The following is a 12,883-nucleotide window of genomic DNA, read 5'->3' as shown; positions in this document are numbered from 1 at the left end:
TAGCCGTTTACACACCCGGCGGAGATTCGTCCGCCGGTTCTCCGCCGGGGCGTGCGCGCCCCTCCGCGAGCAGCACCAGAACCCGCATGTCGATCACGACGACGGTGCGGTTCGCGGTGCGGACCACGTCCTGCTCCCGCAGCAGACGCAGCGCCTTGGCCACGGCCTCGCGGGTTGCTCCGATGGCCGCCGCCAGGTCGTGCTGGGGCAGCGGAAGTTCGAGTACGGTCCCGGCGTCGGCCCGCCGTCCGGCGCGCTCGGCCAGCTCGACGAGGCGGGCCGCAAGGCGCTGGAGGACGGTCTCCGAGGCGAGCGCACGACGCTCGACGTCGGCGCTGCGCAGCCGGGTGGCGAGCTGCCGCATGATCAGCGAGGTGGCGTGCGGCCGGGCGGCGAGGAAGCGCCGGAACCGGTCGCCGGAGATGGCCACCGCCTCGACCGTGCCGAGCGCGGTGACGCTGGCGCTGCGCGGGCGGCGGTCGACGGCGGCGAGGTCGCCGACGACCTCGCCGGCGCCCCGGAGGGCGAGGATGAGCCGCGAGCCGCGCTCGGTGCCCACGGAGACGACGGACCAGCCGGAGAGCAGGGCGAGGACGAAGGCGGTGGTGTCGCGTTCGCGGATCATCACCTCCCCGGGTTCGTAGACGCGCCGGGCGCCCTCGGCGAGCAGGGATCGCCGGTCGGCCGCCGGGAGGGCGTGGAGGAAGGAGCGGTCCTGGCCGAAGAGACTCACCGCCCGCTCACCCCCGTACCGTCCCTCGGACCCTCCGGGGAAGACCGCCCGCCGGTGATCGACCGGCGTATTCGCGTATGTGTTCCCACCTCAAGTGACCTGCCACGTCACAGTATTGACGCTGCGTCACGTCATGGGGTGAAGAACGCTAGAGGGTACGGAAGAAATGCGTCAACGGGCACAGGGGGCGCAGGGTAGCGCCGCGACCGGCACCTTTGCGCCCCCCGTCAGCGCCGGGCGACCTCGGCGCGAAAACCTCCCGAAGACCACGTGAAGGATTCACGGAAGCGGAGTGAACCCGCCGCGAAGACCCTGTTGAGGCCCCGGGGGCGCCATGGGGACGCCATGGCGATGCCCGGGGATGCAGGGCGAACACACGTCGAGGCCCTCGCGGAGCCCTCGCCCGTCCGATCGGGGGGGCTCCGCGAGGGCCTCGGCGCATCACGGCTTCACGGATTCACCCCCTCAAGGCCTCACGGCCTCAAGGGGGTGTCTTGTGGATCAGGACCTCAAGGCCTCACAGACGCGGGTCCACCGGCTCCGATTCCAGGGCCAGGACCGCGAACACGGCCTCGTGGACCCGCCACAGCGGCTCCCCCTCCGCGAGGCGGTCGAGGGCTTCGAGGCCGAGCGCGTACTCGCGCAGGGCCAGCGACCGCTTGTGGCCGAGGAAACGCTGCCGCAGCCGCTCCAGGTTCTCCGGACGGGTGTACTCGGGGCCGTAGATGATCCGCAGGTACTCCCGGCCACGCACCTTGACGCCCGGCTGGCCGAGGCGACCCTTGGCATCGCGGACGAGTGCGGCCAGCGGCTTCACGACCATGCCCTCGCCGCCGGCGCCGGTCATGTCCAGCCACCAGTCGACACCGGCCCGGACCGAGGCCTCGTCGCCGGTGTCGACGACGAGTCGACGGGTGACCTGGAGCAGCCCGGTCGGATCGTGCTCGACCAGCCGGTCGAGCCAGGCCAGCTGCTCGTCGTGCGGCACGGCCGCGAGCGAGCGTCCGCGCGCCGCCAGGAGCTGGAAGGGCGCGAACCGCACGCCCTCCAGACCCTCGGTCGGCCAGCAGTACCTGCGGTACGCCTCGGTGAACGCCTCCGCGTCCACCGCCCGCTCCCGCTGCTTCGCGAGCAGCCCGTCGATCCCCTCGACCCCGCGCGCCACCGCCTGTTCGAGCGCGGAGATCGCACCGGGGAAGACCGCGCCGGAGGCCGCGCCGACCGCCGCGTACTGCGCGCGGAGCAGCCCTGTCGACTTGAGCGACCACGGCATCAGTTCGCCGTCGAGCAGCAGCCAGTCCGTGTCGAGCTCCTCCCAGAGCCCGGCAGCGCCGATCGCCGTCCGCAGCCGGTCGAGGACCTGCTCGGTGGCGGCCGGAACCGCGGCGGAGCCGCTGATGGACTCCGTGAAGAAGGGCCGTCCGGTACGGGTGTGCAGGGCGCCCGTCACCCCTTCGCCTGCGATGCCGAAGCGCTCACGGGCCGCCCCGGCGTCCCGGCAGACCAGGGCCACCGCCCGGGAGCCCATGTGCTTCTCCTCGCACACGACCCGCTCGACACCGTCCGCCCGGTAGTGGGCGAAGGCCTCGGCCGGGTGCTCCAGGTAGCCCTCCACCTTCGACGTGGCGGTGGGCGCCATCGTCGGCGGCAGATAGGTGAGCAGCCGCGGGTCGACCGCGAACCGGCTCATCACTTCCAGCGCCGCCGCAGCGTTCTCCTCGCGTACGGCGACGTTGCCGAGGTGCCGGGTCTCCACGATCCGCCGACCGTGCACGTCCGCCAGGTCCAGGGGGCGCCCCTGGTGTCCGCCGGGCGCCTCGGTCGCGAGGGGCCGGGTCGGCTCGTACCAGACGCGCTCGGCCGGTACGTCGACGAGTTCGCGCTCCGGCCAGCGCAGCGCGGTCATCTTGCCGCCGAAGACGGCTCCGGTGTCGAGACAGAGGGTGTTGTTGATCCAGGAGGTGTTCGGCACGGGGGTGTGGCCGTACACGACGGTGGCCCGCCCCCGGTACTCCTCCGCCCACGGGTAGCGCACCGGCAGCCCGAACTCGTCCGTCTCGCCGGTGGTGTCCCCGTACAGCGCGTGCGAGCGCACCCGCCCCGACGTCCGGCCGTGGTACTTCTCCGGCAGACCGGCGTGGCAGACGACGAGGTTGCCGCCGTCGAGGACGTAGTGGCTGACGAGCCCGTCGATGAACTTCCCGACCTCGGCCCGGAATTCCTCGCTCTCGTGCCCCAACTGCTCGATGGTCTCGGCGAGGCCGTGCGTCTCCTGGACCTTGCGGCCCTTGAGCCAGCGGCCCAGCTTGTTCTCGTGGTTGCCGGGGACGCACAGGGCGTCGCCGGCGGCGACCATCGCCATCACCCGGCGCAGAACGCCCGGCGAGTCGGGTCCCCGGTCGACGAGGTCGCCGACGAAGACCGCCGTCCGTCCCTCGGGGTGGTGCCCGTCGACGTAACCGAGCTTCGCGAGCAGGGTCTCCAGCTCGGAGCGGCAGCCGTGGATGTCACCGATGATGTCGAAGGGGCCGGTGAGGTGACGAAGGTCGTTGAAGCGGCGCTCCAGAACGACCTGGGCCGCGTCGACCTCCTCGACGGACTTCAGCACGTGCACCTTGCGGAAGCCCTCCCGCTCCAGGCCGCGCAGCGAGCGGCGAAGCTCACGGCGGTGGCGCTGGATGACGTGCGCGGGCATGTCCGCGCGGTCGGGACGGGCGGCGTTCCGGCTGCGGCACACCTCCTCGGGCAGGTCGAGGACGATCGCGATGGGCAGCACGTCGTACGAACGGGCCAGCTGTACGAGCTGACGCCGCGCCTCCTGCTGCACGTTGGTGGCGTCGACGACGGCCAGCCGCCCCGCCGCGAGGCGCTTGCCCACGATGTAGTGGAGGACGTCGAAGGCGTCCCTGCTCGCGGACTGGTCGTTCTCGTCGTCGGCGACGAGCCCCCGGCAGAAGTCGGAGGAGACGATCTCGGTGGGCTTGAAGTGGCGCCGGGCGAAGGTGGACTTGCCGGAACCGGTGGCGCCGACGAGCACCACGAGGGACAGGTCGGTGACGGGCAGGGTGCGGGCCGGGGTGGTGGCGGCCGGGTTCACGGTCTCGGTGGTCATGCCTGTTCCTCCTTCGCTGTGGTCGGGTCGGGGGTGCGGGTCTTCTCGGCGGCCGCGTCCGAGGTGCGGGTCTTCTCGGCGGCCGCGTCCGGGGTGCGGGTGAAGACGGCCATCTGGGTGGGCGGGCCGACCTCGGGATCGTCCGGGCCGACGGGGGTGAACCCGACGCCGTACCCGTACCGCTCGGCGACCGAGGCCGCCCAGCTCCGGAACTCCTCCCGGGTCCATTCGAAGCGGTGGTCACTGTGCCGGACGTGTCCGGCCGGGAGCGACTCCCAGCGCACGTTGTACTCCACGTTCGGCGTGGTCACGAGGACCGTACGCGGCCGGGCCGAGCCGAACACCGCGTACTCCAGGGCCGGCAGCCTCGGCAGATCCAGGTGCTCGATGACCTCGCTGAGCACGGCGGCGTCGTAGCCGGTCAGCCGCTTGTCCGTGTACGCGAGCGAGCCCTGCAGCAGCTTCACCCGGGCCGCCTGCCGCTCCCCCATCCGCTCCAGCCGCAGCCGGCGCGCGGCCACGGTCAGGGCGCGGACGGACACGTCGACACCGACGATCTCCGCGAAACGGGTGTCCTTGAGCAGCGCCTGCACCAACTGGCCCTGACCGCACCCGAGATCGAGAACCCGGCTCGCCTCGGCCTGGGCCAGGGCGGCGAGGATCGCCTCCCGTCGCTGCTCGGCGAGCGGCACGGGGCGTTCCTCGGTGTCGGTCGACTCGTCGACCGCGTTGTCGACGTCGTCGACGTCCAGCCCCTCGGCCTCGGCGAGCCGCACCAGTTCGAGCCGCTCACTCGCCTCACGCGTCAGGCCCCGGCGGCGGGAGAGATAGCGTGCCGTGATCAGCGTCCGCTCGGGGTGCCCCGCGAGCCAGCCGTCACCGGCGCGCAGCAGCTTGTCGACCTCGTCGGGCGCGACCCAGTAGTGCTTGGCGTCGTCGAGCACGGGCAGCAGGACGTAGAGGTGGTTGAGGGCGTCCGCGAGCCGCAGCTCGCCCTCCAGGACCAGGCGTACGTAGCGGGAGTCGCCCCACTCGGGGAACTGCCCGTCCAGAGCCACCGGCTCGGCGTCCACCGTGTCCCAGCCCAGCGGCCCGAACAGCTTGCGCACCAGCTCGGCACCGCCCCGGGCGGGCACCGCGGGGACCTCGACGCGCAGCCGCAGCGGCGCGGCGGCCCGCTCGGGCATCGCCTGGCAGACGCCGTGCAGCGCCGTCTTGAAGACCTTGGCGAGCGCGACGGCGAGCAGCGAGGACGCCGCGTAGGGCCGGTCGTTCACATACTGGGCGAGCGCGGAGTCCGGGGCGCCGCCCCGGCCCTTGCCCTTGCCGCGGCGCACCAGCGCCACGGGGTCCACCTCCAGGAGAAGTGCCGCCGTGCACCGCTCGGCGCTCGCCTCGGGGTAGAGGACGTGCGCCGTGCCGTGCGAAGTCGAGAACGTCTGCGCCCGCTCGGGATGCTTGTGCAGCAGAAAGCCGAGATCGGTCGCGGGACGCTCCGGGTTGCCGGTCGTACTGATCGTCAGGAACACACTTCCGAGTATGGTTCGCCCCTCCCGGCCTGACCAGGCATTTTCCCCCGCGGGCCGGGCCACGGCGGGCACGGGTGCCACGCGGGCCGGGCTCCGGCGGGCACGGGTGCCACGCGGGCCGGGCTCCGGCGGGCACGGGTGCCACGCGGGGCGGACTCCGGCGGGCGTAGGCCCCGCGCGAGCCGGGCCCCGGGGCTCAGCCCTTGTCGTCGTCGGTGACCAGGGAGGAGCACAGGGCGGAGATCGTCGCCGGGCCGACCCGGCAGCAGCCGCCGATGAGCCGGGCGCCGGACGCGGCCCAGCCGGTGGCCCGGGCCGGGTCGAAGGCGACGTCGCCGCGCCAGCCCCGCGCGCGCGCGTCCCACCGCTCCCCGCTGTTGGGGTAGACCACGGCGGGTTTCGCGGTCACGGCGACGGCGAGCTCCACCGCGGGCCCCGCCTCCGCCGGGTCGCAGCAGTTGACCCCGACCCCGACGACCTGGTCGTTCCCGGCGGCGACCGCGAAGGCCTCCGCCAGATCCTGCCCGGCCCGGGTCCGCCCGCCCTCGACCGTGTACGAGAGCCACACCGGCACCCCACACCCCTCCGCCGCCCGCAGCAGCGCCTCCGCCTCCTCCACGTCCGGAACCGTCTCCAGAGCCAGGACGTCCGGCTCCGCCGCCGCCAGCACCTCGATCCGGGGCCGGTGGAACACCTCCAGCTCCCGTACGGACAGCCCGTACCGTCCCCGGTACTCGCTCCCGTCCGCGAGCATCGCGCCGTACGGCCCCACGGACCCGGCGACCCAGACCTCCTCCCCCACAGCCGCCGCCGCGCCGCGGGCGAGCTCCACGCTCCGCGCGAGGAGCCGCGCCGCCTCCTCCCGGCCCGCGCCCCGCCGGGCGAAACCCTCGAAGGTGGCCTGGTAGCTGGAGGTGATGAGCACCCGGGCGCCGGCCCGTACGTACGCCGCGTGCGCCGCTTCGATCTGCTCGGGTCCGTCGGCCAGGAGCCGCGCGGACCAGAGCGCGTCCGAGAGGTCGCAGCCCTGTGCCTCCAATTGGTTGGACAGCCCGCCGTCGAGGACGAGCACCCCCGCCCCGAGGGCCTCGGCGAGCGTACGGACCGGCTTCATCGGATCGCCCCGCTCATCCCAGCTGCGACTGGACCTGTGCCGAGATCAGCTCCAGGTGGTCCAGGTCGTCCAGGTCGAGGACCTGGAGGTAGACCCGGGAGGAGCCGATCGCCGCGTACCGCCCGATCTTGTCGACGACCTCGGCGGGCGAACCCGCGAGACCGTTCGCCCTCAGCTCGTCCACGTCCCGCCCGATGGCGGCGGCCCGGCGGGCCACCTCCGCGTCGTCCTTGCCGACACAGACGACCAGCGCGTTGGAGTACACCAGGTCGTCGGGCGCCCGCCCGGCCTCCTCGGCCGCGGCCCGGACCCGGCCGAACTGTCGCTCGCTGTCCTCCAGGGACGCGAAGGGGATGTTGAACTCGTCCGCGTACCGCGCGGCCAGGCGAGGCGTACGGCTCGCGCCGTGGCCGCCGATCAGCACCGGGATCCTGTCCTGCGCGGGCTTGGGCAGCGCCGGGGAGTCGCTCAGCCGGTAGAACTCGCCCTCGTAGCTGAAGGTCTTGCCGATCTCGGTCTCCCACAGACCGGTGACGATCGCCAGCTGCTCCTCCAGCCGGCCGAACCTCTCCTTCGGGAACGGAATGCCATAGGCCTTGTGCTCCTCTTCGAACCAGCCCGCGCCGAGCCCGAGTTCGACCCGTCCGCCGGACATCCGGTCCACCTGGGCGACCTGGATGGCGAGCACCCCGGGGAGCCGGAAGGTCCCGGCCGTCATCAGGGTGCCGAGGCGGATCCGCCGGGTCTCCCGGGCGAGCCCGGCCAGGGTGATCCAGGCGTCGGTCGGTCCGGGCAGCCCGTCGGCGGAGCCCATGCTGAGGTAGTGGTCCGAGCGGAAGAAGGCGTCGAATCCGAGCTCCTCGGTGGCCCGTGCCACCGCGAGGAGGGTGTCGTAGTCGGCCCCCTGCTGGGGTTCGGTGAAGATGCGGAGATCCATGCCTCCATCCTGCACCGTCGGGTGCGTGTCAACCTCTGCGTCAGCTCCTTGTGCGCCCCGGCCCGGTCGGGTGAATATCCCGCCCCCTGGCGGGCCGCGTCCGCCCCGGCCAGTGACCGGGGCCCGGCACCCGTCGTTGGCTCGGGCGGAGCCGGACCGCCCGGCCCGCGCGCCGGCGGCCGCTGCCGGTGCGTCGCTCTCTCTCGTGGCCCCGTCCTCGGCGGCGGGGTCCGGGCCGAGGAGGCCCCCATGTCCCAGGAAGCCGCGCCGGAGCAGGCCGTACCCGAACAGCCGGTGCCGCGGTCCGTGCCCGAGCAGAAGGGCGCCGGCGCCCCCAAGGGCCTGCTCCAGCAGATGGAGGAACTGATGGCGGCGCTCTCCGCCGACCTCAACCAGCTGGACGCCGAGCTCCAGTCCACGTCCGACCGCCTTGCCCCGGACCAGGCCCCTCACGACCGGCCCGAGCAGCCCCACCAGCCCTGACCCCGCCAGCCGGAGTCCCACCAGCCCTCACCCGGCCGGCCGGAGCCCCACCGGCCGTGGGCCCACCGGCCCTGTCCCCCGCGATCGGGGGCGCCTGCCGTCCCGGACATCCGCCACCCCGGCCCGTCGCCGTCCGCCGTTCACCACCGGCCCCGTCCGGGGCCCGCGCGGCCTCGTGCGGCGTCGGGCGGGCGGGCCCGCTCCCCGTCCCGCACGGCGAGGCGCCGCAGCATTCCGCGAACCCGGTCGCTCGACTCGTCGGCGGCGTCGATGGCCTCGATGCACTGCCAGTAGAGCCCCTCCTCGTCCGTGGCGCAGGCCACGCCGACCAGCGCGATGCCCACCTCCCCGAGCAGCTCCCCGAGCGCGGTCAACGCCCCGCTCGGGTCCGCCACTTCGGACAACTGGGCCGCACGCGGCCCACCGGCACCCCACGCCGGGTACTCCCCGATCTCGCTCAGCCCCCGCGCCTCGCCGCGCAACTCCTGCGGTCCGCAGAGCGCGAGATGGTTCCCTATCGCCTGGGCGAGCGCCTGCGCCTGCCAGGCCTCCGCCACGATGTCCTGTGCCGTCCCGCTCTCCGCCAGCGCGTGCCGGCCAAGCGCGATGAGTCGCTCCGCTTCCATCAACGCCGCCCCCGTTCGTACGACTTATCTGCCCACTCAATCCACTACCCAGAGTGAGGCGGCCTGAGCCCCAACACCAGGGGAATTCGGAAATCTGTGGACAGGAGGCTCGACGGGGAAAAGTCGATCACTCCGAAGAGTGACGATCTTCGGTCGAATCGCCTTCCTCGCCCCCTTCTCCGCGCCCTTCGCCCCGCCTTCGAACGGGAAATCGGACCTCGTTCCGGTCGATCTTGGCCGCGAGCGCGGCCAGCGGGTCGACCCCGAGCACTTCACAGAACTGGAGGAGATAGGCGAGCACGTCCGCCACCTCGTCGGCGACACGGTGCGCCGACTCGGGCTCCTCCATCACCCGCTCCGCTTCCTCGGGCGTCAACCACTGGAAGATCTCCAGGAGTTCGGCCGCCTCCACGCTGAGCGCCGCCGCCAGGTTCTTGGGCGTGTGGTAGGGCTGCCACGCGCGGGCGGCCGCGAACTCGGCCAGCCTGCGCTGCAGTCCCGCTACGTCGTTGTCCGTCACGCGCTCAGGTCTACCACCGTGCGCCCCTCACCTGCTCAGATCGACCACCGTCACCCCGGGCGTCCGGCGGGCCTGCGCCGCCGCGCGTTCCCCGACCGTGCCGGCGACCCGGATGTGGCCGTCGGCGGCGATGCCCGTGGCGAGACCGAGCAGTTCGCCGACCTGCCGCTCGTCGAGCCCCCGGTCGAGGCCGTCGGCGAGCAGCGTCAGGGACTGCATGGCCTCGGGCACCTCGGCGATCCGGTCCATTTCGAGGACCCCGGGCCCGGTCAGCAGAGTGAGCGCGAGCGCCAGATAGCGCAGTTCCCCGTCCCCGAGCCGCCCGAGCGGGGTCGCCGCCCGGCCGCCCCGTTCGAGGACCGCCCGCACCGTACCCTCCGGGAGTTCCTGCACCCCGAGCCCGGTGACGGGTCCCGCGCAGCCCGCTCCCGCCACGGCCGCGAGGCGGTGGTGACGGCGCGGGCAGCCCGTGTGGGTGCGGTGCAGGACCTCGGCGAGGTTGCCGCAGCCGCGCCGCAGCCGCCCCTCGCCCGGCGGCACCGGAGCGCGCATTCCCTCGGGCCGGGGGTCGCAGGAGAAGGCGGACCGCAGCCCGACGACCACCTGCTCGGCCGCGGCCAGGACCTCCAGCTGCCCGGGGGTCTTGCCCGCGACCCGCAGCGGCAGCAGGGCCGTACCGAGGAGGTCGTCGGGGAAGGGCGCCCGCGTGACGGGGGTGGTGCCGGCCGTGTGCCACTCGGCCTGGACGGTGGGGCGGCCCGGGTCGCGCAGTGCGGTGGCGAGGAGGGTGCGGCCCCGGCCCGTGAGCCGTTCACCGACGATGCGGAGCCGGGGTTCGGCCTGGACGGCGAGGTCCAGATGGACCGGACCTTCGGGTCCGTCGACCGTGCACCCGATGCGGAATCCGCGCCTTCCCTGGGCGTCGGGCCGGGCACGCTCGGGGACGCAGTCGGCGGCATCGGGGAACACCTCGTCGAGCGAGTCGCCCGCGCCGAGCCGGGCCAGCGCCTCGTACGCCCGCAGGGCGGTGGACTTGCCGCTGCCGCTGGGCCCGGTGAAGAGGGTGACCGGCCCCAGCGCGTGCACGGCGGAGCGGTGACCGGCGAACGCGGACAGCCGCAGCTCGGTGACGGCGGGCCGCGCCCGCAGTCGCCCGCCACCGCCCCCACCGGCTGATCCGCCCTCCGCCCGTCGCTCGACCCGCCGCTCGGACCCGCCCTGGGACGGCAGCCGGGGCGGCGCCCCCGCGGAGGGGGCTCCGGTGGAAGGGGCTCCCAGGGAAGGAGCGCCGGAGGAGGGAGCGGGCATGGAGGAGGAGTGGTCGAGCGTGAAGCCGCCGGTGAGGTCCATGCCCGGACCGTACGCAGTTCATTCCCTGACGAACCGTTACGGCTAGATGACCTTCCTACGATCGGGGGACGCCGGCGGTCCGACCGCCCACGACACCCTCCTCGTCCTCACCTTCCGCACCCTCGACCTCCGTACCGGCCGGCGCGAGAAGAAAAACGTTCCGGTCGACGCGGTGCATCCCGCTGCCGAGGCCGAAGACCACACCACTGCTGAAGTCGAGGATGCGCTTGGCGACCTCGGTGTCGGCGCTCGTCAGGTCGAGGAGCACCGGGATCTGGGCGATGAGGTACTCGGCGACCTCACGGGCGTCGGCGAACACCTGCACGCGGAGCACGACCATACGGCGCTGCTCGGCGGATTCGTACTGCTCGGGGATCGTGCGGTGGTCGACCCTGGACGGCCATTCGTCACGGCCGCGCAGGGGCACGACCTGGGCGAGGCCCTCCCACTGCTCGTCGGTGACGTCGTACCTCTCGTACCTACTCATGGACACATCCTCCCGCTCCTCACCCGTTCGGCCCAACAACGACACGAGGGTGATGACGGGGTGACGGTTCCAGGCCTCCTGGCACCGAGAACCAGGCCCGTCTAGGCCATGACCTGGCCTAGATCGGAGTTAGCGTCGTCATCACGTTGCGGCACTCGCATCCCAGGAGGCAGCCAGATGTCCGTCCGTCCCGTTCCCCAGGGCTATCACACCGTGACGCCGTGGATCATCTCGCGTGACACCGTGCGGCTCATCGACTTCATGCAGCGGGCCTTCGGCGCGGAGGAGTTGGCTCGCCTGGCCGGCGAGGACGGAAGCATCCAGCATGCCGAGGTCCGGATCGGTGACTCGGTGGTGATGATGTTCGACGCGCGACCGGAGTGGCCGCCGACCCCCGGCTTCCTCCGTCTCTACGTCGAGGACGCCGACGCCGTACATCGACAGGCCGTCGCGGCCGGTGCCACCTCGGTCACCGAGGTCACCCACCTGTTCTTCGGCGACCGGGTCGGCCGGGTGCGCGACCCGCTCGGCAACCTGTACTGGATCCAGACCCGCGTGGAGGACGTGACCCCGGAGGAGATGGAACGCCGCCTCGGCGACCCGGAGTTCACCGAGGCGATGGAGTACGTCCAGAGCGCCGACTTCTTCCCTGGCCGGAATTGATCGCCTAGGCGTTGTTCTGAGCGGCCTCGACGTTGGCGACCATTCTCCGGCCCGCTACGTACATCGGGCACCTGCCTCACCTGCCTCAGGCGAAGCTCTTGGCCAGCCTGCGCAGGCCTTCCCTGATCTCGTCGGCCGAGTGCGTGGTGAACGAGAGCCGCATCGCGCCCGGGTCCGGCTCACCGCAGAAGAACGGCGCCCCCGGCACGTACGCCACCTCGTGGCCGACCGCGGTCTTCAGGAGCGCCGTCGCGTCATGACCGGCGGGCAGGGTCACCCAGATGAACATGCCGCCCTCCGGCCGGTTCCACCGGCTGCCCTCGGGCAGCGCGGCCGGCAGGCCTTCGAGCATCGCGTCCCTGCGCTCGTGGTACGCGGCCCGCATCACCGCGACATGCGCGTCGAGGTCGCTGTCGCGCAGATACCGCGCGGCCGCGGCCTGGTCGATGGTCGAGGTGTGCAGGTCGGCGGCCTGCTTCGCGATCACACAGGCGCGCCGGAGCCCGGCGGGCGCACGCAGATAGCCGAGCCGGAGGCCGGGGGCCATCACCTTGGAGAAGGAGCCGAGCAGCACGGTGCGGTCGGCGGCCGCGGGGTCGGCGGCGATCCAGGGGACGCGCTCACCGTCGTACCGCAGTTCGCCGTACGGGTCGTCCTCGACGATCCAGAATCCGATCCGCGCGGCGGCCTCGGCGACGGCGGTACGGCGCTCGGCGGGCAGGGTGCGGCCCGTCGGGTTCTGGAAGGTGGGCACGAGATAGAGGAGGGTCGGCTTCTCGCGGGCCGCGATCTCCTCCAGCGCCTCCGGGATGACGCCGTGGTCGTCGGTGGGCACGGGGACGACCCGCGCGCCGGCGAAGCCGAAGGTCTGGAGGGCCGCGAGGTAGCAGGGGTCCTCGACGAGCACCACGGCGCCCGGCTCGACGAGCGCGGTGGTGAGCAGCGTGAGCGCCTGCTGCGAGCCCGTCGTGACGAGCAGGTCGTCAGGGTCTGTGGGGAGTTCGCGTGCGGCCAGCCGGGCCGCGATGGCGGTACGCAGCTCCGGGTCGCCCTCGGTCGTCGAGTACTGGAGCGCGTACTGCGCGTTCTCCGCCAGGACCCCGTCGAACGCCGCCCGGATGCCCGCGACGTCGAACAGCTCGGGGGCGGGCAGACCACCGGCGAAGGAGATCACCTCGGGCCGCGCGGTCAGCGCCAGGATCTCCCGTACCGGCGACGCGCCGACGCCGGCCAGCCGGGAGGCGGTCGCCGGCGGGGGCACAGAGGAGGCGGAGGCGTTCGCGGGCCCGGAGGCGGCAGAAGGCATGGTGTCAGCATATAGAGGTCCAA

Annotated in this window: 12 protein-coding genes; 2 read left to right on the top strand and 10 right to left on the bottom strand. The window is 73.0% G+C overall.

Features of this window, described 5'->3' with window-relative positions; all coding sequences use genetic code 11:
* Nucleotides 1-7: 7 nt before the first annotated feature.
* The 5 genes from OG462_RS32565 to OG462_RS32545 all read right to left on the bottom strand — a co-directional run bounded on the left by OG462_RS32565 (nucleotide 8) and on the right by OG462_RS32545 (nucleotide 7,425).
* On the bottom strand, nucleotides 8-733 hold the full coding sequence (locus tag OG462_RS32565; RefSeq protein WP_406063130.1) for a Crp/Fnr family transcriptional regulator: 726 nt from the start codon (nucleotides 731-733) through the stop codon (nucleotides 8-10).
* Nucleotides 734-1,250: 517 nt separating this feature from the next.
* Nucleotides 1,251-3,845 (bottom strand): polynucleotide kinase-phosphatase, encoded by a 2,595-nt coding sequence (locus tag OG462_RS32560; RefSeq protein ID WP_406063128.1) that lies wholly within the window; start codon nucleotides 3,843-3,845, stop codon nucleotides 1,251-1,253.
* On the bottom strand, nucleotides 3,842-5,374 hold the full coding sequence (locus tag OG462_RS32555) for a 3' terminal RNA ribose 2'-O-methyltransferase Hen1 (protein WP_406063126.1): 1,533 nt from the start codon (nucleotides 5,372-5,374) through the stop codon (nucleotides 3,842-3,844). The genes OG462_RS32560 and OG462_RS32555 overlap by 4 nt, the downstream gene beginning before the upstream one ends.
* Before the next feature lie 196 nt (nucleotides 5,375-5,570).
* On the bottom strand, nucleotides 5,571-6,488 hold the full coding sequence (gene mmuM / locus OG462_RS32550; protein ID WP_406063124.1) for a homocysteine S-methyltransferase: 918 nt from the start codon (nucleotides 6,486-6,488) through the stop codon (nucleotides 5,571-5,573).
* Nucleotides 6,489-6,501: 13 nt separating this feature from the next.
* On the bottom strand, nucleotides 6,502-7,425 hold the full coding sequence (locus OG462_RS32545; RefSeq protein ID WP_406063122.1) for an LLM class F420-dependent oxidoreductase: 924 nt from the start codon (nucleotides 7,423-7,425) through the stop codon (nucleotides 6,502-6,504).
* A gap of 249 nt (nucleotides 7,426-7,674) precedes the next feature.
* Here OG462_RS32545 and OG462_RS32540 point away from each other — a divergent pair, with 249 nt between their 5' ends.
* A complete protein-coding gene (locus tag OG462_RS32540; protein WP_406063120.1) occupies nucleotides 7,675-7,908 on the top strand; it encodes a hypothetical protein in 234 nt (77 codons plus the stop codon).
* A 140-nt stretch (nucleotides 7,909-8,048) separates the two neighbouring features.
* Here OG462_RS32540 and OG462_RS32535 read toward each other — a convergent pair whose 3' ends face one another.
* The 4 genes from OG462_RS32535 to OG462_RS32520 form a co-directional block, all read right to left on the bottom strand.
* Nucleotides 8,049-8,534: a DUF6099 family protein gene (locus OG462_RS32535; protein WP_406063118.1), complete on the bottom strand. Its 486-nt coding sequence runs from the start codon at nucleotides 8,532-8,534 to the stop codon at nucleotides 8,049-8,051.
* Nucleotides 8,535-8,661: 127 nt separating this feature from the next.
* Complete coding sequence (locus OG462_RS32530) at nucleotides 8,662-9,054, bottom strand: nucleotide pyrophosphohydrolase (RefSeq protein WP_406063116.1); 393 nt, start codon at nucleotides 9,052-9,054, stop codon at nucleotides 8,662-8,664.
* A gap of 27 nt (nucleotides 9,055-9,081) precedes the next feature.
* Nucleotides 9,082-10,404: an ATP-binding protein gene (locus tag OG462_RS32525; protein ID WP_406063114.1), complete on the bottom strand. Its 1,323-nt coding sequence runs from the start codon at nucleotides 10,402-10,404 to the stop codon at nucleotides 9,082-9,084.
* A gap of 55 nt (nucleotides 10,405-10,459) precedes the next feature.
* Nucleotides 10,460-10,891: a cell division protein SepF gene (locus OG462_RS32520; protein WP_030322791.1), complete on the bottom strand. Its 432-nt coding sequence runs from the start codon at nucleotides 10,889-10,891 to the stop codon at nucleotides 10,460-10,462.
* A gap of 177 nt (nucleotides 10,892-11,068) precedes the next feature.
* Between OG462_RS32520 and OG462_RS32515 the strand changes: the two genes are divergently transcribed.
* Nucleotides 11,069-11,554, top strand: coding sequence for a VOC family protein (locus tag OG462_RS32515; protein ID WP_406063112.1), 486 nt, complete (start codon nucleotides 11,069-11,071; stop codon nucleotides 11,552-11,554).
* Nucleotides 11,555-11,639: 85 nt separating this feature from the next.
* Here OG462_RS32515 and OG462_RS32510 read toward each other — a convergent pair whose 3' ends face one another.
* Nucleotides 11,640-12,860, bottom strand: a complete 1,221-nt coding sequence (locus tag OG462_RS32510; protein ID WP_406063110.1) for a PLP-dependent aminotransferase family protein — start codon at nucleotides 12,858-12,860, stop codon at nucleotides 11,640-11,642.
* Between the last annotated feature and the right edge of the window lie 23 nt (nucleotides 12,861-12,883).

Origin of the sequence: Streptomyces sp. NBC_01077 (genome assembly GCF_045162855.1) — a bacterium.
Classification (GTDB): domain Bacteria; phylum Actinomycetota; class Actinomycetes; order Streptomycetales; family Streptomycetaceae; genus Streptomyces.
This window is presented reverse-complemented; position numbering and strand designations above follow the sequence as displayed.